This is a genomic window from uncultured Formosa sp. (genome assembly GCF_947500765.1).
In the GTDB taxonomy this organism is placed as follows: domain Bacteria; phylum Bacteroidota; class Bacteroidia; order Flavobacteriales; family Flavobacteriaceae; genus Formosa.
The window spans coordinates 632584-653193 of sequence record NZ_CANMTH010000001.1 but is presented as its reverse complement, the minus strand read 5'-3'; the positions used below and the strand labels follow the sequence as shown (position 1 = coordinate 653193).

Genomic DNA, 20610 nt, shown 5'->3' with positions numbered 1-20610 from the left:
GATTAATCATAGAGAATTAGACATTCCTGAAATTGAGGATTAACCCAAGTTATTATTTTTAAATTTTTTGCCAAATGGATTTAAAAAATTAGAAACTTATACCTGAAAAAAATATCTCTTAGTATGCTTTTGGAAATTCTTAATTATTTAAAAAAGTAATATCTAAAAAAAGGGAGCTAAGTAACAATCATTAACCATGATGTATACTCAACTCCCTTTTTTATTAAGATTCAGTGAACCTTTCTAAATTTTAAGTAAAAAAAACTATGCTTTAAAATTAAGAAATTACATTTAAAACTTTACCTACTTTAATAAATGCATTAATAGCTTTATCTAAATGATGACGATTATGACCAGCAGATAATTGTACACGAATTCGCGCCTTTCCTTTAGGAACTACAGGATAAAAGAAACCAATAACATAGATACCTTCATCTAAAAGCTTAGCTGCAAAATCTTGAGCTAAGGGCGCCTCTCCCAACATAACAGGTACAATAGGATGGTCTCCTGGTATGATATCGAACCCTGCATCTGTCATTTTTTTTCTAAAATAAATTGTATTCTCTTCTAATTTATCACGTAAATGTGTAGAAGAATTTAAAATATCTAAAACTTTAATTGAAGCTCCTACAATAGATGGAGCTACAGTATTTGAAAACAAATATGGTCTTGATTTTTGACGTAAAATATCTACAATTTCCTTTCTTGCAGCCGTAAATCCTCCTGAAGCACCACCCAAAGCTTTTCCATAAGTCCCTGTAATAATATCTACTCGATCCATTACGTTATGATGTTCGTGTGTACCTCGTCCTGTTTTTCCTATAAAACCAGTAGAATGACATTCATCAATCATTACTAAAGCATCATATTTATCGGCTAAATCACAAATTTTATCTAATTGAGCAATGGTTCCATCCATAGAAAACGAACCATCGGTTACAATTAACTTTCGTCTTGATCCTTCGGCCTCTTGCAGTTGCACCTCCAAATCGGCCATATCATTATGATTATATCTAAAACGTTTAGCTTTACATAAACGAATACCATCAATAATAGAAGCATGATTTAATGCATCAGAAATAATGGCATCTTCTGCTGTTAGTAAAGGTTCAAAAATACCGCCATTAGCATCGAAAGCTGCAGCGTACAAAATACAATCTTCCATACCCAAAAAGGAAGCTGTTTTATGTTCTAATGTCTTATGAATATCTTGAGTCCCGCAAATAAAACGCACAGACGATAAACCATAGCCATGTGAATCTATAGCATCTTTTCCAGCTTTTATAACATCTGGATGTGCAGACAATCCTAAATAATTATTTGCACAAAAATTTAAAACTTCTGAGGCTTGTGTTGTAGAAATTTCTGCACTTTGTGGCGTTGTAATAACACGTTCTGTTTTATATAAACCAGCGGCCTTAATTTCGCGTAATTCGTTTTCTAAATCAACTTTTATATTAGAATACATATTCTTATTTTTTTAAATTTAAATCTTTTTTAATCTCTATACCAAATCGGTTATATAATAAGCTTTCAATTCCTTAATCATGGTTTCCGTCATCGCTTTTAAATTAAATTTAGGTTGCCACCCCCATTCTTCTCTAGCAGCAGAATCGTCTATAGATTTCGGCCATTTATTTGCAATTTTTTGTCTAAAATCGGGCTTATAGCTCACCTTAAAATCTGGGTAAATATTTTGTATTTCGGAAGTAATTTCTGCTGGAGAAAAACTTACGCCTGTTAGGTTATAAGATGTACGCGTTTTTATGCTTTCTTTTGGAGCATCCATTAGCTCTAAAGTTGCTCGAATAACATCGTCCATATAAATCATAGGCAATGTTGTATCTTCGCTTAAAAAGCAATTGAAAGATTCTCCTAAAACGGCTTTATGGTAAATATCAACAGCGTAATCTGTAGTTCCTCCGCCGGGTAAGGATTGGTATCCTATAACACCAGGATAACGAATAGAACGTATATCTAATCCATATCTTAAAAAATAATATTGTGACCAATTTTCTCCAGACGCCTTACTTATACCATACACCGTTGCAGGATCTAAATACGCATCGTTCGGAGTTAAATCTTTATCTGCTCCATCTCCAAAAACAGCTATAGAACTCGGATAAAAAACTTTTTCAATATTATTAAGTCTTGATACTTCAAAAACATTAAACATCGTTTTCATATTAATATCCCAAGTTTGTAATGGATTTTCTTCTCCTTTTGCAGACAATATTGCCGCTAGGTGATAAATTTGAGTAATTTTATATGTCTTTACAATTTCCTGAATACGATCAAACTGGGTTGCATCTATAATTTCGAACAAACCATTAAATCCTTCTTTAGTTCTTAAATCTGAGGCAATAACATTATTAATTCCAAATTTATCTTGCAGACTCTTCACTAAAACAGAACCTAATTGACCATTTGCTCCGATAACTAAAATAACTGTATCCATATTAATGTTTTTATAAGTTTTAGCACAATACACTTACAAAACTATGTTTTATGATTTTTAAATAGAAATAAACACAATAATTAAGTAATATTTACTGTGTTTTACATTTTTAAAGTTATTTTTACTTATAACTATATACAATAGTTAACTTATAGAGTAATTATTATTTTAATTTATGATGCAGTTAGACAATATTGATAAAACGATTTTAAAAATTTTACAAAAAGATTCAAAAAAAACAGCAAAAGAAATAGCCATAAGGTTAAACCTTACAGCTTCTCCTGTGTACGAGCGTATTCGAAGATTAGAAAAGCAGGGCATTATAAAAAAATATGTTGCCATTTTAGACAAAAAACTAATTAATAGATCTGTAACAACCATTTGCCAAGTATCTATGCGCTATCATAACGAAGCCTTTATAGAGAAATTCGAAGAACAAATTCAAGATCTTGATGAAGTTCAGGAATGTTATCATATGGCGGGCCAAGTGGATTTCATCTTAAAAATAAACACAATAAGCTTAGAAGATTATCATAATTTTGTAAAATACAAACTATCTAAGATTGAAAACATAGGTGTCTTAAACAGTACATTTGTTCTAAAAGATATTAAACAAACTTCTGAATTTAGCATATAGTTAGACTGCCTTTTTAGGGAAAAATTCAATTTGTTAATATTTTTAATAAAACCAAACTTCTTATTGAAATTGAATATAGAGCAAACTTAACCTCTAATCTGTCATTGAAATCAAATTTGATCACTTTCCTTTTAACTCGAGAATACACAGACACGTAAAATAAAAATTGAAGCCTTGAGATTGTCTATAATCCTTTTGTTATAAATAAGAAAAGGACCGATTAGAACAGTTATTCTACCATCTATAAAGTAAAACCTAAATACCATAAGTTTTAGCTTTAAATAACATTAAAACAAATAAGAAGACGGATAAAACATTTGCGTCACTTATGGTGATTATATAAAATTAAAAAGGCTTCACATTTTTGTGAAGCCTTTTAACTCTAGTAGCGGGAACTGGACTCGAACCAGTGACCTTCGGGTTATGAGCCCGACGAGCTACCTACTGCTCTATCCCGCGATATAATTTCAAAACAAAAAACTTAGCTTTTAACTCTCAGTTCATAACTACCGACCTTGTTGTTTCGGACTGCAAATATACGACCCTTTTTCGATATAACAAGTATTTTTGAAATAAAAATTTAAATTATTTTTCAAACACTTGACTATCATTCATTTATATCGATAAATAAATTTTATCTTTTATCTTTAAAACAGTTAAAGCAACCAATTTATACATAACAAAAGCTTAGAACAATGTTTATTCTAAGCTTTTGGTTTAAATGAATGATATAATATTGAATCTATTAAATTAATAATCTGTTACCACAGTCCCAGATTCTATAGCCAAATAGTCTTTTGGCATATGGTCTGTAAAGCTGTCATATTCTTTATTAAAATTGTTTTTACTCAACATTAATGTTGTAAGATTTTTTAGCTTGCTTAAAGATAATGGTAAATACCCTGTAAATTTATTATTGGTAATAATTAACTCTTCTAAACTAGTTAAGTTACCTATTTCGGTAGGTAATTCTCCTTCAAATAAATTATCATGTAAACTTAAATGCTCTAAGTTTTTTAATTCACATAATTGAACAGGAAAAAAACCTGAAAAATGATTTCTTCCCAATTGCAAAATTTCAAGTTTTTCTAACTTCTTAAAGGTTGAAGGAATTGGTCCTCTAAATTTATTGTAATATAAACTTAAGAATTCTAACTGTTCTAGATTTCCGATTTCAACAGGTAGAAAACCAACAAATTCATTTAAAAACAATTCTAAACTAGTAAGATCTCTTAATTCACCAATTGATCTAGGTAATGGTCCTCCTAATTTATTTGCTGCCAAATTTAGTGTCTTTAAGTATGCTAAATCACTAATACTAGCTGGTAGTTCTCCTATTAAATTATTATTATGTAAGTTAAGAGAAACCACATGATCATCACTAATAGTCACACCGTACCACGTTTCTACGGGTGCATCTAAATTCCAAGGAATATTCCAATTTTCACCAGCGGTTGCATAGTATATATTTACAAGCGCTTTTTTCTCGCTAAATGGAATTTCTGCATAAGTAAGTAGGGATGAAAATAAACAAATTAATGGGAGTAGGATTGTTCTCATGTAGATAATATTTGGGGGTCTATTAGACAACAATGTTAACAAAACCACTGATTAAAGACAAATATTTTCGACCAACTACATCTTTTGTTAACGTTCTAAAGTATCTAATTCCATCTGTACATCTTCCCAATCTGACATTAATTTACTAAGCTTCTTTTTCTTATTATTATAAGATTCGAAAAAATCTGGTTTAGCAGCCAGTTCATCATAATTTAAAGCCAAATCAGAATCTAATTTTTTAATATCTTTCTCCAACTCGTTTATCTGGGATTCTATTTTACTTAATCTATTATTTAATGATTTTAATTTTTTCTGATCTTCATAAGATGCTGTTTTTTTCTCTTTAGGTTGTTCTTTAACCACATTCCTTTTTTCGACTTCCCTTAGGTTTTCAACATTACGTTCTTCTAAGTAAAAATCTATATCTCCTAAATATTCTTTTATTTTATGATCTTTAAATTCAACCACTTTATCTGTTAAATTTTGAAGAAAATCACGATCATGAGAAACTAATAATAAAGTCCCTTCAAAACGTTTTAAAGCTGCTTTTAATACGTTTTTAGATTTTATATCTAAGTGATTTGTAGGCTCATCCATTACTAACACATTAAATGGTTGTAACATTAATTTTGCCAATGCCAAACGGTTTCTTTCCCCTCCAGATAATACACGCACATACTTTTCGGCCTCTTCTCCTCGAAATAAAAACGATCCTAAAATATCTCTTACTTTACTTCTATTTTTTTCATTTGCGGCATCAATCATGGTATCTAGAACAGTTTTATTTCCATCTAAATACTCTGCTTGATTCTGTGCAAAATATCCTATCTGTACATTATGCCCTAATTTTAAATCGCCTTCGTATTCTAATTCTCCAACAATAATTTTTGCTAAGGTAGATTTTCCTTGTCCGTTTTGCCCAACAAATGCCGTTTTACTGTTACGTTCTATATGTAAACTTACTCCTTGAAGTACTTGCTTATCACCATATTCTTTAACAATACTATTGGCTTCTACAACCACTTTTCCTGGCGTGACAGATACAGGGAAATTTAAAGTCATTACACTATTATCGTCTTCATCAACCTCAATACGATCTAGTCTATCTAACTTTTTAATTAGCGATTGTGCCATAGTTGCTTTAGATGCTTTGGCACGGAATTTTTCAATTAGTTTTTCAGTTTGTTCAATTTGCTTTTGTTGATTCTTTTGAGAAGCCATTTGTTGGTCTCTAATCTCTTGGCGTAATACTAAGAACTGAGAATAGGCTTTAGGGTAATCATAAATTCTTCCTAATGATATTTCTATAGTTCGGTTTGTTACATTATCTAAAAACATTTTATCGTGAGATACAATTGCAACTGCTCCTGGATAGTTTTTTAGAAATCCTTCTAACCAAATTATAGATTCTATATCTAAGTGGTTTGTTGGCTCATCGAGTAATAAAATATCATTGTTTTGTAATAATAATTTAGCTAATTCTATACGCATACGCCAACCTCCAGAAAATGTGTCTGTTAGTTTTTCAAAATCTTCACGCTGAAATCCTAAACCTTGTAAAATACGTTCAGTGTTTCCTTGATAGTTATACCCACCAACTATTTCGTATTGATGTTGTAAATCGTTTAAATCAATCATTAATTGATGATACGATTCACTTTCATAATCTGTACGTGTTACAAACTGTTCGTTTATGTATTCCATTTTAGCTTCCAGATCTTTAATCTCTGTAAAAGCTTGATAAGCTTCATCTAAAACGGTTCGTCCTAAAACAAAATCTATGTCTTGTCTTAAAAACCCTATTTTTAAATCTTTATCAGCAGATATTTGTCCAGAATCTGGTTCTAAATCTTTTGAAATGATTTTCAGCATGGTAGATTTTCCGGCACCGTTTTTACCAATTAAACCAACGCGATCGCCTTGACTTAATTTAAAGGTTATTTCTTCAAATAAATATTCACCCTGAAATGAAATAGATAAGTTATGTATATTAAGCATAGAATTGTTACAAATGTTACCAAACATTAGATGATTAAATCTTAAGTTTGTAATTTAAATTAGGTTGTAAAAATACATTAAATAAAATGTTTACAAAAGGATCGAAAGTATATAGTATGTTAACGGGTGTTTGCCCTAAATGTCACCAAGAATCTATGTACGTTACAAAAAATCCGTATATTCTAAGCGACACATTAAAAATGCACGAACATTGTTCGCATTGTCATACCAAATACAAAATTGAACCATCTTTCTTTTATGGTGCAATGTATGTTAGCTACGCTGTAGGTATTGCCTTTGCTGTAGCTGCTTTTGTTATTAGTTATTTATTTTTAGGAACTGGATTAGTCACTGCTTTTATAGCTATTGTTTGTACTTTAATAGCATTTACGCCCATTATAATGCGATTAGCTCGTAATATTTGGATCAATATGTTTATGAGTTACGACAAGAACTTAGTTAAAAAATAGATTTTTATCTTTTTAGAAATCGAGTGATGTTAATTTCTGGATTTAATTCTGCCCCCTTTTCAATAGTATTAAATAGTTGTTTAGATACGTAAGGTCCTATTAAAACACCTCGCGTTCCTAAACCATTTAGAACATACATATTTTTATATTCGGGATGTTGACCTACTAATGGACGTCTGTCTTTAATAGTTGGCCTAATACCTGCAAGATGTTCTACAACTGTGAAATCGCACTTTAAAAAGGCATGTAACTTTGTTAACAGCTCTGTTTTTCCTTCTTCAGTAAGTGTATTTGTTTTGTCTGTCCATTGGTAAGTGGCTCCAACTTTATATAAATCGCTTCCTAACGGAATTAAAAACAAACTTGCTTTTAAAAGAAATTTCATCTTTAAATCGGGTGCATGAATAACTAATAATTCCCCTTTAGCTCCTACCATAGGTAAGTAATTAAAATATGGGTTATGTATTAACCCAAAGCCTTCTGCAAAGATGATGTGTTTTGCTTTTATATTTTGATATAAGAAACCAGATGCTACGACTTCTAAATCATTGTATTGAAAATCACTTTCGTCCAACTCATCATGCGATTTTAAATCTTTTTTATAGGCTGAAATTAATTGCGCTGTATCTATTCGGCCAGAATTAAGGACTTCACCATATCCAAAATCAGCATCGATACCTGTATTTACATTTTTAATTAATTGAGTTGAAATAAACTCGCCTAAATTTGGTTTATCGGAAGCAGTAAACCAATCGTTTTGCTCTTCTGACGATAAAAAACGTCTATAAACAGGTGTTTTATAATCTAACTTAACACCTAATTTTTCTTCTAACTGACTGTATAAAGGCAATGCAATTTCTAACTGTTCTTTAACTCTCCAAACTGCTGTAAATCGATTTAAAACTACAGGATTATAGACACCTCCTGCTACTGTAGAAGATTTCTGAGATTTATTATCGAAAACCATAACAGATCCGTTATTCGTCTTTATCTCTTCTGTAAAAGCTATACCTGCTAATCCGCAACCAACAATTAAATAATCTACTTCTTTCATGCCTCAAAGATACGATGTTAAAATCTGAGCAAACAAAAAAGGCTCGCAAATTGCGAGCCTTTTTTATAATATTATATAGTGGATACTAGTAAGACCACATATCTAATTCAAAATTTCTGATGTTTTCTTTAATTCTATCAGATTCTAACAACTGCATTAAAGCGTTATCGGCAATGTATTCTTCAACTTCTCTGTCTCCGAAAACATTTTCCTCTTTAAAGATATATCCATTAAAACGTCTCGAGTTAAGAATATGATCGAAAGAAAAAGGAACTGCACTATTATCGTCGTTAAACGCTTTAGCTTCATGCAATACTTGTCGAGCATCTGGATAGAAAATCCAAAATAAAGGGATTAATTCTTTAGTTTCTGCATTAAGAAAGTTAACATCTGGTGCAACAGGTGCAATACCTAATAAACGGTATTTTAACTCAGATTGGCGCTTATCGAAATACCATAAACCTTTAATCCAATATTCTGAAATATTGTATGCAGAAATCTCTTGTTTATTAATATACTGCTGATCTACAACACCTTCAGCATTATATTGCTCATACCCCATATCAGTAGTATCAACTAAAACTAAGGCATCTTGTATATCTCCTAATGTTCTTTTTGTTGTAAAGTAAGAATCGTCATAAATATTTTCAATTTTACCTTGCTTAATAGCTTTTAAAAGAACATCGTAAAGAGAACGTCTATTACTTCCAATATTATTTGTATCAACAGGATAATATAAAGGAAAGTTTACACGTTCGTCTAACACAACTTTTTCCCAAACCATTTTAGAAAACAAGAGGTCACGATCGTCTACATAACCATACTCTAAAGGTTTGTCATTGTCTAATGCTTTTTGAGCATCAGTTCTTAAACCGATTTCGTCTGGACTTTTCGCATTTAAAATGTTCGCTTGTGCAAAAGATGCAGTTGCTACAAAAATGCTACATAGGGTTAATAAAAAACTTTTATAATTCATTGTTTAAAAAATTTTAAAATGTTGTGCTAATCTATTTTTAAGATGACTAATTTTTTAATTAGTTAGAAAGCTCTATAATAATTGGAGATACTTTTTTCAATTTATAAGATGAATTTCCATTAATCTGAGCCGAAATATCGAAAATAGTAACATCTTCTCCTCTTTTTGCTTTACGTAAGGCTGCTGCTGCTCTACTATTAAGTTTAGTTCCTCCCACAGTAATAGTAGGTTGTCCAGGAATTTTAATTTTAAAAGACGTTACTTTTAAAGGTAAGTCGAAATCAAAATCATCTAATTTAGCTCCAATAGTCGCAGATGATAAACTGTTACGTTGCATAGAAACACTTCCAGACTCTCCACGTATTGTTCCCGTTGGACTTGGAATATCTTTAATTCTAAACGTAGCTTTATCAGATACTTTATTTCCATCAGGCAAAGTTCCACTTACATTAATAGTAACTTCTCTTCCTGAGCCCGGATTCATAATATATTTACCACTTCCAGTACCTTTTCTTAAACCAGATGCAGTAGCGTTAACTTTACTATCTGCAATACCTGCAAAAGTAATAGTCATTGGGTTAGCAACACCACGGTATACTACATTCATTTTGTCTGCAGAAATAGTTGCTGCATTTGGTTTAGAAATAGTAGCGAAAGTTGATTTTACAGGAACTTCTACAGACTCACCATCTTGTAAGAATGTTAATTTCCCTTCAATAACGTGTTCACCAGCACTTCCTGTACCAAAGTTTAATTTTACTTTACCGTCTTCAACAGTATATTGTTCTGTTGTTAATGGTCTTCCGTCTAAAGTTAATTCAACTTTATTTGGTTTAGTAGATCCATCTTTACGACCTAACACAATGTTACCATCAAAAGTTTCACCGTTAAAATAAGCCGATTTTGATGTTTCTAATAAAGTAGTGTAGTTAGTCATAGAAGCTTCTGCTGCTAAAGACCCTGCTAACATATTATTTAATACTTCTGAAGCTGTTGTTTTAACATCAGATTGTAATTGAGTAATTTTTGTTAAAGAAGCAACTAAAGGATAACCTTTATAGTTGTATTCTAACCAATCTACTTTAATACCATCTCTGTTTTCTACTTTATCTGTACTAAATTTCTTTTTAACATCAGCAGCCATTGGTGCTAATTTTGGGTCTGATTCTAGAATTGCAACAGTTTCATCTCTAAATTTAGCAATTTCACTTAAGAATTTTTTCCCTTCTGCTTTATGAGTATCTCCTAGAAAGAAATGATTGTCTAAGAAATCACCTTTATCCATGGTTTCATAGTCTGTATCATCTTCTAATTTAGCAGTCATTTGTGATTTTAAATCATCAAGATATGAATTAAAATCATTCCCTAACGATCCAATTTGATCTGCTTTTTGTTTAAGTGGCTTAAACTTTTCTGGGTTCTCGTCTGCTTTTACAGCTAGATTTGATAATAAAGCTTGATTACGTGACGTTGCTAATTGGTTTGATTCTACCAATTTTTCGTTCATTAATCCAAATGCTGAAAGCACTTCTTTTGACATATTCAACGCTAACATCGCGATGAAGATTAAATACATCAAGTTAATCATTTTTTGCCTTGCGGATAAATTTCCTCCTGCCATTTCTAATTAGTTTTTAAGTTAATAATGTATAGAACTTTATATTCTAATTAGTAATTATTTTTTTACCATTGCAGAAAGCATTCCACCGTATACACCGTTTAAAGATGATAAGTTAGACGCTAATGATTGCATTTGATCTTTTAATTTTTGAGCGTTTTCTACAGACTCTTTATTGATTGAAGTTTGACGACTAGCGCTTTCTAATTGTACTTTGTAAAGGCTATTTAAAGACTCCATTTGAGATGCAGCGATAGACATTTCTTCACCATATTTTTTAGTTGAAGCGATAGAGTCTATAGTTGGGTTAATTCCCTTAGCAGCACCTTCGAAGTTTTTAATACTAGTTCCTAAGCTAGCCATTAAATTAGCATCGATTTTAGCATCTTTTAATAAGTTATCTAATTTTTTAGATAATAAACCTTCTGCATCTTTAGGCTCTTCTTTTTTACCTTTAGTTGCACTAGGAGCTCCTCCTGCTAATTCTGGATAAACTTTAGACCAGTCTAATTCATCATCTACTGGTTCGAATGCAGAGATTGCGAAAATAATTGCTTCTGCAACAAGACCGATTGTTAACATCAGGTTACCTGTAATTGGTCCAAATTCAATATGAGTAATCTTAAAAAGTGCTCCAATAATTACTACTGATGCTCCAAGACCATAAGCCATGTTTATAAATCTTTTTCCTGCTTTTGATTGTGCCATAATTTCTAATTTTTATTTTACTTAAGGGTTCGACCCTTAAAAGGTTGATTAATAATGATTTATTTAGGTTAAGTTAAAAATAATTAAATTCCTGAGTTACTTGTAATATCTGTTCCCATATAATCTTGAACAGTTCTAAATCCAATGTAACTTCTTGCTGAATCAGCGTATTCGTAATCTCTTGAACTTACTTGTAAGAAGTAAGCAACATCTTTCCAAGAACCACCTCTTACCACTTTACGTTGGTTAGTATTGTCGTTAACAATTGGGTTAATAGAAGAAGAATATTCGTAAGATGAAGGATCGTAAGATGAGTAAACCCATTCTGATACGTTTCCTGCCATATTATATAAGTTAAAATCGTTAGGCTCGTAAGATTTTGCTTCTACAGTATATAATGCCTGATCTGCTGCATAATCACCTCTTAAAGGCTTAAAGTTGGCTAAGAAACAACCTCTGTCGTCTTTTGCGTAAGGACCTCCCCAAGGAAATGTCGCTGCTTGAAGACCTCCACGAGCAGCATACTCCCACTCTGCTTCAGATGGTAATCTGAAAGAGTTTACATATTGTCTTCTTTTATCTTTTTGATAAGAATTTTTGTATAATGTTCTCCATTGACAAAATGCATTTGCTTGTTTCCAGCTCACGCCTACTACAGGATATTCTCCATAAGCATCATGCCAGAAATAATCGTTATGCATTGGTTCGTTATAAGAGTATGCAAAATCTCTAATCCAAGCTGTAGTGTCTGGATATACTTGAACTTCTTCTTGCATAATAACGTCGCTACGTTTAAGGTTTTTATCCTTAGCTGCTTTTTGTATATCTAAATACGTGTATTGAAACTTGAATTTATTCACATCCCAAGTACGTTGTCCATTGTAAGATTCTTCCAAAGGAATATGCATAGAATCCATTACCTCAGCATAATACTCATCTGGATAATCGGCTTCATCATAAATAAGGTCTACACGCTTATTTAATTTTCTTCCTTCATTTCCTGTTGGTCCTAATCCGCTATAATTGTCTAACATATACTTTTCGTACACTGTCATACTAGCTGTATCTGCATCAGTGAATGCAAATTCACCAACACCTCCATCTTCTGGAGTTTTTCCAACTTCGTCTGCTAAAATGGCTAAACGAGTTCTTACTATAGAATCACGTACCCAATTCACAAACTGTCTGTATTCACCATTTGTGATTTCTGTCTCGTCCATGTAGAAAGCACGGACTGTTACTGTTTTAGAAGGCGCATCTTGAATGCCTGCTAAATCATCATCAGCTTTACCCATAATAAAAGATCCTCCTGGAACTAATGCCATTCCATAAGGCTTTTCTGGGTGCCATCTTTTACCCTGAACTCCAACAAGTTCGCCTCTGTCTCCAGAGCCACAACTCATTACTACTGTTAAAACAACTGTTAATAAAAATAATTTTTTCATATCCATAGAAAACTTGAGGTTATAATTGGTACCTAAATTTTAAGAGTGTAAACATATTTATATATTTTCTAAAAAACAATTTTTTTGAAGAAAAATTCATCATTTCGTCGTAAAAAAACGCATTTAATCGATGAGCACTACGTTTCATCCAATTTTTTTAGCATTTAAACGCAGTTTTTTTGATATGCTTTGTACCAACGTTGGGGAATTTGATTATTACATGCATCTAAATAATCTTGATGCATACATGGTAATAACGTGTGTCTTTTTAATTTATTATTGATTTCATTTAAAAAAGGGATCTCAATCCACCAGCGTCCAGTTTTGATGCTTTTGTAAAAATTGAGTTCTTGGGAGTCGACCAAGGTAATGAATTTTTGGTAAACATGCTCATCTTTAAAATCTGTATCTTCTACTCTACAATTCAGTCCTTCAATAAAGTACCAAATCATTTGAGCTATTAATACGCATGTAATTTCATCGTCTTGAGATGGTTTGTATTCAAAAACACCTAAAGCATTTACTTTATTACTTATACCAGCGTACCTTGTGATTGCACATATTTCTTTACCATCTAAACCATTTGGGGAGACTTTCTGGTTTAAACTAACTTCTGAAGCTTTGACAGATCCTAGATCTATAGTTACTATATTGGCATCGCGCATAACAGGTTCTACCAAAGTAATATCGCTAGAAACTTGTCCTAAACGATAGGCCTCAAAGTATAATGTTTCCATCAAATCTATCTGTTCTTGCGAATTAAAATAGGTTTGATAGCCTATTGTTGCGTAATTAAATAGATTATAAGGTTCTTCTAAAATAATTTTTCCTACAAAACTATCATTTTTTATAGGCTGTGTTAAATCGCCTAAATCGAAATTACTATCTACATTCACAATGTTAACCATTGGAATTAGCGAATCGAATGCACGATACATTGGATAGGTAAGATCTTGACTTCCGCCAAGTACAATAGGAATAATATTTAATTTCACTAATTCTGAAACCGTTTCTTTTAAAGCATAATAAGTGTCTTCTACCGTTTCTCCTTTATATATATCTCCTAAATCGGCCATTGAAGTGCACCAATTTCCTGGATATAATTTATAAAAAGCATTACGGATTTCGTTTAAATTAAAATCTTCACCTATATAATTAATATCATTTCGGTTTTCTAATACACCAATTATGGCTACATCTACACCTTCTAGGTCTGGAATACCATCTTGTTTAGAATGTATTTTTATTTTTTTTCCGATGGCTTGTTGCGACAATAACTCGTTATACGCTAAAACAACATCGGGTACTGGAGCCAAAAAATTAAGGTCGGCCATGAATTATTTCTTTTTTGCTGTGGTTGTCTTTTTTACTGTAGCTTTTTTAGCAGGAGCCTTTTTCTTAGCTGGCGCTTTCTTTTTAGCCGCAGTTTTTCGCTTTGGAGTTTTAGCTTCAATTAAAGCTTTTGCTTTATCTAAAGTAATCTTCGTTGCATCGACTGTTTTATCTAATTCAACCTTTATTTTTCCTTTGATTACATTATGCCTTCCCCAACGTGCTTTTTCTACACGAATACCTTCTTCTTCCCAGTTGTGAATGACTTTATCTATCTCTTTTTGGATTTTCTCTTCTATTAACGTCACAATATCATCATCAGACAAATTATCCCAATCATATTTTTTGTTCACGTTAATAAACATATTATTCCATTTAATAAATGGTCCAAAACGTCCTTTCCCTTTTTGTACAGGTAAATCTTTATATATATATATAGGAGCATCTGCTTTTTGTTTCTCTTTAATTAAAACAATAGCATCATCTAATTCTACATTTAAGGCATCTACACCTTTTGGTAAAGACACATAAGCTTCACCAAATTTAACATAAGGTCCGAAACGTCCATTATTTACTACAACAGGTAAATCTTCATAAGTTCCTAAATCTTTTGGCAGTTTAAATAAATCTAATGCTTCTTCAAAAGAAATAGTGTTTAATTGTTGCTCTGGAGATAAACTAGCAAATATTTTATCTTCTTCTTCGGCTGCTCCTATTTGAGCCATCGGTCCGAATTTACCTAATCGCACACTAACTTGGCGTCCTGTTTTAGGATCTGTCCCTAATATACGTTCACCAGATTCACGTTCGGCATTTTCTTGAACATCTTTAACATGAGGATGGAATTTCTCATAAAAATCCTTCATCATTTTAGTCCAATTCTCTTTCCCTTCAGCAATATCATCAAAGTCTTCTTCAACTTTTGCTGTAAAATTATAATCTAAAATACTTTCAAAGTGGTTCACTAAAAAGTCTGTTACAATTATTCCGATATCTGTCGGAACTAACTTCCCTTTATCTGAACCTACTTTTTCTGTAAGTAATTTATCTTTTACTTCACCTGCTGTTAAAGTGATTTGCGTATACTCACGCTCTACACCTTCTATTGTACCTTTTTCTACATAATTTCTATTCTGAATTGTAGAAATGGTTGGCGCATAAGTAGACGGACGACCAATACCCAACTCTTCTAATTTCTTAACCAAAGAAGCTTCTGTATATCTGTAAGGAGGTCTTGTATAACGTTGTGTTGCTGTAATATATTCGTTAAGAAGTGTTTCTTTTACCTTCATTGCTGGCAACATACCTTCTTGTTCAGAATCTTCATCATCTGTCCCTTCTAAGTACACTTTTAAAAACCCTTCGAACGTAATAACTTCTCCGTTTGCAGAGAATAATTCTTTATGTGTTGAGGCTGAAATTTTAACGCTTGTACGTTCTAATTCTGCTTCACTCATTTGAGATGCAATAGCACGTTTCCAAATCAGTTCGTATAAACGGGCTTGGTCACGATCAATATCGACAGAATGTAATGCAAAATCTGTTGGACGTATGGCCTCGTGAGCTTCTTGTGCACCTTTAGTCTTCCCTTTATAATTTCGTTCTTTAGCATATTTTTTTCCGTAAGCATTCTCAATTTCTGCTTTAGCTCCTTTTCTTGCTTGGTCGGATAAATTTACACTATCTGTTCTCATGTAAGTAATTAAACCGGCTTCGTACAAACGTTGCGCCATAGTCATGGTTTTACTTACTGAAAAATATAATTTACGTGCGGCTTCTTGTTGAAGAGTTGACGTTGTAAATGGTGCTGCTGGAGATTTTTTAGCTGGTTTTTTCTCTAAATCGGCTACTTTAAAATCGGCTGAAGCATTACTTTCTAAAAATTTAAAAGCCGCTTCTTTTGAAGCAAACGTTTTTGGTAACTTCGCTTTAAAAGATTGTCCTGCCTCGTTAGAAAATTCAGCATCAATTCGATATGAAGCTTCTGCTGTAAATTCTTGTATTTCGCGTTCGCGTTCAACAATTAATCTAACAGAAACAGATTGTACACGTCCGGCAGATAAACCACCTTTAACTTTACGCCACAATACTGGCGATAATTCGTAACCAACAATTCGATCCAGCACACGACGTGCTTGTTGCGCATCTACTAAATTGTAATCTATTCCACGCGGATTATCTATCGCTTTTAGAATTGCTGTTTTAGTAATTTCATGAAAAACAATACGTTTAGTTTTGCTTTTGTCTAATTTTAAAGTTTCGGCTAAATGCCAAGCAATAGCTTCACCCTCGCGATCCTCATCACTTGCTAGCCAAACCATTTCGGCTTTCTTAGATAGATCTCTAAGCTTTTTTACAACTGCTTTTTTATCGGAGGAGACTTCATATTTTGGACTGAAATCACCTTCAACATCTACCCCCAATTCTTTGGAAGGGAGATCGGCTATATGACCAAAACTAGACTCTACTTTATAATCTTTACCTAAAAATTTTTCGATCGTTTTCGCCTTTGCAGGTGACTCCACTATTACTAAATTCTTCGCCATTTTTATTTTTTTGGTGCTGCAAATGTATATCAAAAAAGCAACATCATCCTAATTTTATCAGCATTCAGTACGATGAAAGGTTAAAATCGTCGATTTTTAACCTAAAAATATTCAACTTAATTATTAATTTTTTAAGAATTACATCAAGGTTTCTACAGAAACAGTTTCGTCTTCTGAATTTTCGAACCCAATTATTTCCTTATAAATTATATATAAAGGTATGTATGTAAATGATACCGTTACTAATAAACCCACACAGCACATTACAAACCCTACTATTTCGGCTAAAAAGCCACATACAATTAGTAACGCAAAAGATAACAACCACTTTTTATGTCCTATTTTAAAACTAGCTTTAAGTATATCAGAAACGCTACGCTCGGGATTAAAAGCAAAAACAACATTAACAAACGATAGCGGAATCATGACGTAAATTAAAGGTAGTACAAACACCAATGTTGCAACAATAGAGATCCCCATTACAATTACAGATAAGAGAATTAATTTCCCTAAATATTGTTTTTTAAAATAGTAGAAATAATCATCTCTAGTGCTGTCTTCAAAATCCTTTTGTTTACAAATTCTATAAAATGCAGATTTCATACCTAGGCTTACAACAGATGCTACAATACCAAAACAAATAAGAAACAATACCATTCCTAGTATAAATAAAATGTTCACTTGTTCGTTTTGATTAATCATATCAGGATTTACCCCCAATGCTAACAGAGGTATATATATAATAAAGTAGAAGGGTACAATTACAATTGTAGTTAGAAGTAGTGTTATTAGCCCTTGTAGCCATACTTTTTAAAAAAGCGCTAGAGATTGACTAAAAATAAGACCGAAATCTAACGCCTTGGCGTGATTTACTTTTTTTTCAAATTCTGATATAAACATGTTGGAGTTGGTTTAGTAATGGTTAAAGGACGTATTTTTTAACAAAATTACAAGAAAAATTAAACTGACACTTTGTCAGAAACATAAATTTAATTGTATCTTTGCAAACTTATTGACTGATAATTATTTTCAGCAACACTATGGAGAAGACAATTGACGAAAGTAAACAAGGAGAAAGCCTTGTATTAGAAGGAAAAAAAGAAAATTCACGCAAACTTTTTATAGAGAGCTATGGCTGTTCTATGAATTTTAGTGATAGTGAAATAGTCGCATCAATATTACATAAACAGGGGTATAACACCACCCAGAACCTAGAAGACGCAGATTTAGTGTTAGTAAACACCTGTTCTATTAGAGATAAGGCCGAGCAAACTATTCGAAAACGTCTTGAAAAATACAATGCCGTAAAACGTATAAACCCAGGAATGAAAGTTGGTGTTTTAGGTTGTATGGCCGAACGTCTTAAAAGCAAATTTTTAGAAGAAGAAAAGATTGTAGACCTTGTTGTAGGACCCGATGCTTATAAGGATTTACCTAATCTTTTGGCAGAAGTAGAAGATGGTCGAGATGCAATAAATGTAATACTTTCTAAAGAAGAAACTTATGGAGATATTTCACCTGTACGTCTAAATAGTAATGGTGTAAGTGCTTTTGTGTCTATTACAAGAGGATGTGATAATATGTGTACTTTTTGCGTAGTACCATTTACACGTGGCCGTGAACGCAGCCGTGAACCTCAAAGTATTTTAGAGGAAATTAACGATTTATGGACCCGTGGTTTTAAAGAAATTACACTTCTTGGCCAGAATGTAGATAGCTATTTATGGTATGGCGGCGGACTTAAAAAAGATTTCGATAAGGCTACAGACATGCAAGTTGCAACGGCTGTTAATTTTGCTAAACTTTTAGAATTATGCGCAAAAGCATATCCAAAAATACGCATTCGTTTCTCGACATCAAATCCACAGGATTTAACTTTAGATGTTATTGAAACTATGGCCAAGTACAAAAACATTTGTAACCACATTCATTTACCCGTACAAAGTGGAAGTAATCGCATACTTAAAGCCATGAATCGTTTACATACGCGTGAAGAGTATTTTGAATTAATAGATAATATTCGTCGGATACTTCCAGATTGCTCTATAAGTCAAGACATGATTACTGGTTTCCCTACAGAAACAGAACAAGATCATCAAGACACACTTAGTTTAATGGAACACGTGAAGTATAACTTTGGCTATATGTTCTATTATTCTGAACGCCCAGGCACATTAGCAGAACGTAAAATGGAAGACGATATTCCGTTAGAAGTAAAGAAAAAACGTCTAGACGATGTCGTTCAATTACAACGTAAACACAGTGAATTTAGAACCAAAGCATATCTAAACACAGTCGTTGAAGTCTTAATAGAAAGAGAATCAAAAAAATCTGATCAACATTGGTCAGGAAGAACATCACAAAACATTGTAGCAGTATTTCCAAAAGAAAATTATAAAGTAGGAGATTTTGTAACAGTAAAAATAAACGAGTGTACAAGTGCAACTCTTATTGGAGAAGCCCTTGCGCTTTCAAACATTTAAAGAGATAAGCATACAGAATTTAGACCAGCAATTAAAAGCTAAAAACAATATTATATGGAATCAGTTCAAGCCATAAAACAACGTTTCGGAATTATTGGTAATAACCAAAAACTTAATCGTGCTATTGAAAAAGCAATACAAGTTTCGCCTACAGATATTTCGGTTTTAGTTACCGGAGAAAGTGGTGTTGGGAAAGAAAGTATCCCTAAAATTATTCATCAGCTTTCTCATAGAAAACACGGTAAATATATTGCAGTAAACTGCGGAGCTATTCCTGAAGGCACCATAGATAGTGAACTTTTTGGTCACGAAAAAGGAGCTTTTACAGGAGCTACTCAAACCCGTTCGGGTTATTTTGAAGTTTCGGATGGTGGAACTATTTTTTTAGACGAAGTTGGAGAATTACCCTTAACTACTCAAGTCCGTTTACTTCGTGTTTTAGAAAACGGAGAATTTTTAAAAGTAGGTTCTAGTCAAGTTCTAAAAACAAATGTACGTATTGTGGCTGCTACAAACGTTAATATGTTTGAAGCCATTAAAAAAGGAAAATTTAGAGAAGATTTATACTATCGCCTAAGCACTGTTGAAATACACCTTCCACCCTTACGCGATCGTCAAGAAGACATTCATTTGTTATTCAGAAAATTTGCTAGCGATTTTGCTTTAAAATATAAAATGCCAACTATAAAGTTAACCGATGATGCAACACGTGAACTATTAAAGTTTAGATGGAGCGGAAATATTCGTCAATTAAGAAATATTGCCGAACAAATTTCGGTTTTAGAAGAAAACAGAACTATAAATGGGCAAACTATTCGTGGCTATTTACCAAATACGGCGACTAATTTACCTGCAATAATATCGAATACAAAATCTGAATCTGACTTTAGTAGTGAACGTGAAATACTCTATAAAGTATTATTCGACATGAAAGCAGATTTAAATGATCTTAAAAAATTGACTGCTGAATTAATGAAAAACGGCACCGATAAAGACGTTCAGAAAAACAACGAAAGTCTAATTCAGAAAATCTACGGTGACGAATCTGATGCCGAATACGACGACACTGAAGACGACTTAGAAATACTTCCTATTGCAGAACGAAGCTCTACATCTTTGGTAGATCCTTCAGTAAATCCTTTAGACAAATATCATTTTGCAGAAGAAATTCAGGAAGAAGAAACATTATCTTTACAAGACAAAGAATTAGAGTTAATAAAAAAATCGTTGGAACGCCACCAAGGAAAACGTAAATTGGCAGCCGCAGAATTAGGAATTAGCGAACGCACATTATACAGAAAAATTAAACAGTACGACTTATAAAT

At 32.4% G+C, this 20610-nt stretch carries 16 protein-coding genes and 1 tRNA gene; 4 read left to right on the top strand and 13 right to left on the bottom strand.

Translation table 11 applies throughout. The features are described 5' to 3' along the window. Positions 1-277: 277 nt before the first annotated feature. Together kbl and Q1B05_RS02820 are read right to left on the bottom strand one after the other, a co-directional pair. The gene (gene kbl / locus Q1B05_RS02825; protein ID WP_299777322.1) at positions 278-1468 is read right to left on the bottom strand and encodes a glycine C-acetyltransferase; all 1191 of its coding nucleotides are present in this window, start codon (positions 1466-1468) and stop codon (positions 278-280) included. 36 nt (positions 1469-1504) lie between these two features. Next, positions 1505-2458 (bottom strand): NAD-dependent epimerase/dehydratase family protein, encoded by a 954-nt coding sequence (locus tag Q1B05_RS02820; protein WP_299777320.1) that lies wholly within the window; start codon positions 2456-2458, stop codon positions 1505-1507. A 175-nt stretch (positions 2459-2633) separates the two neighbouring features. On the opposite strand from Q1B05_RS02820, the gene Q1B05_RS02815 reads away from it, so the two are divergent. After that, on the top strand, positions 2634-3095 hold the full coding sequence (locus tag Q1B05_RS02815) for an Lrp/AsnC family transcriptional regulator (protein WP_299777318.1): 462 nt from the start codon (positions 2634-2636) through the stop codon (positions 3093-3095). 386 nt (positions 3096-3481) lie between these two features. Here Q1B05_RS02815 and Q1B05_RS02810 read toward each other — a convergent pair. From Q1B05_RS02810 to Q1B05_RS02800, 3 genes are all read right to left on the bottom strand, one after another. Then, a tRNA-Met gene (locus Q1B05_RS02810) sits at positions 3482-3554 on the bottom strand. 291 nt (positions 3555-3845) lie between these two features. Continuing rightward, complete coding sequence (locus Q1B05_RS02805; protein ID WP_299777316.1) at positions 3846-4655, bottom strand: Two component regulator three Y domain protein; 810 nt, start codon at positions 4653-4655, stop codon at positions 3846-3848. Between the two features lie 87 nt (positions 4656-4742). Further along, a complete protein-coding gene (locus Q1B05_RS02800) occupies positions 4743-6653 on the bottom strand; it encodes an ATP-binding cassette domain-containing protein (RefSeq protein WP_299777314.1) in 1911 nt (636 codons plus the stop codon). Positions 6654-6739: 86 nt separating this feature from the next. On the opposite strand from Q1B05_RS02800, the gene Q1B05_RS02795 reads away from it, so the two are divergent. Continuing rightward, positions 6740-7123: a DUF983 domain-containing protein gene (locus Q1B05_RS02795; RefSeq protein WP_299777312.1), complete on the top strand. Its 384-nt coding sequence runs from the start codon at positions 6740-6742 to the stop codon at positions 7121-7123. A 4-nt stretch (positions 7124-7127) separates the two neighbouring features. On the opposite strand, the gene Q1B05_RS02790 is transcribed toward Q1B05_RS02795, so the two are convergent. From Q1B05_RS02790 to Q1B05_RS02755, 8 genes are all read right to left on the bottom strand, one after another. Next, the gene (locus tag Q1B05_RS02790) at positions 7128-8177 is read right to left on the bottom strand and encodes an FAD-dependent oxidoreductase (protein WP_299777310.1); all 1050 of its coding nucleotides are present in this window, start codon (positions 8175-8177) and stop codon (positions 7128-7130) included. A gap of 85 nt (positions 8178-8262) precedes the next feature. Then, complete coding sequence (gene gldN, locus Q1B05_RS02785; protein ID WP_299777307.1) at positions 8263-9153, bottom strand: gliding motility protein GldN; 891 nt, start codon at positions 9151-9153, stop codon at positions 8263-8265. 58 nt (positions 9154-9211) lie between these two features. Further along, positions 9212-10774: a gliding motility protein GldM gene (gldM, locus tag Q1B05_RS02780; RefSeq protein ID WP_299777305.1), complete on the bottom strand. Its 1563-nt coding sequence runs from the start codon at positions 10772-10774 to the stop codon at positions 9212-9214. 54 nt (positions 10775-10828) lie between these two features. Continuing rightward, on the bottom strand, positions 10829-11479 hold the full coding sequence (gene gldL / locus Q1B05_RS02775; protein WP_299777303.1) for a gliding motility protein GldL: 651 nt from the start codon (positions 11477-11479) through the stop codon (positions 10829-10831). Positions 11480-11562: 83 nt separating this feature from the next. Beyond that, positions 11563-12930, bottom strand: coding sequence for a gliding motility lipoprotein GldK (gene gldK / locus Q1B05_RS02770; RefSeq protein ID WP_299777301.1), 1368 nt, complete (start codon positions 12928-12930; stop codon positions 11563-11565). A gap of 158 nt (positions 12931-13088) precedes the next feature. Next, complete coding sequence (locus tag Q1B05_RS02765) at positions 13089-14258, bottom strand: formimidoylglutamase (protein WP_299777299.1); 1170 nt, start codon at positions 14256-14258, stop codon at positions 13089-13091. Between the two features lie 3 nt (positions 14259-14261). Then, positions 14262-16802, bottom strand: a complete 2541-nt coding sequence (topA, locus tag Q1B05_RS02760; protein WP_299777297.1) for a type I DNA topoisomerase — start codon at positions 16800-16802, stop codon at positions 14262-14264. A 138-nt stretch (positions 16803-16940) separates the two neighbouring features. After that, positions 16941-17504 carry a hypothetical protein gene (locus Q1B05_RS02755; RefSeq protein ID WP_299777295.1) on the bottom strand — a complete coding sequence of 188 codons (564 nt, stop codon included), beginning with the start codon at positions 17502-17504 and terminating at the stop codon, positions 16941-16943. Positions 17505-17842: 338 nt separating this feature from the next. On the opposite strand from Q1B05_RS02755, the gene miaB reads away from it, so the two are divergent. Together miaB and Q1B05_RS02745 are read left to right on the top strand one after the other, a co-directional pair. Beyond that, positions 17843-19285, top strand: coding sequence for a tRNA (N6-isopentenyl adenosine(37)-C2)-methylthiotransferase MiaB (gene miaB, locus Q1B05_RS02750; protein WP_299777293.1), 1443 nt, complete (start codon positions 17843-17845; stop codon positions 19283-19285). A 54-nt stretch (positions 19286-19339) separates the two neighbouring features. Next, the gene (locus Q1B05_RS02745; protein ID WP_299777291.1) at positions 19340-20608 is read left to right on the top strand and encodes a sigma-54 dependent transcriptional regulator; all 1269 of its coding nucleotides are present in this window, start codon (positions 19340-19342) and stop codon (positions 20606-20608) included. Positions 20609-20610 lie beyond the last annotated feature (2 nt).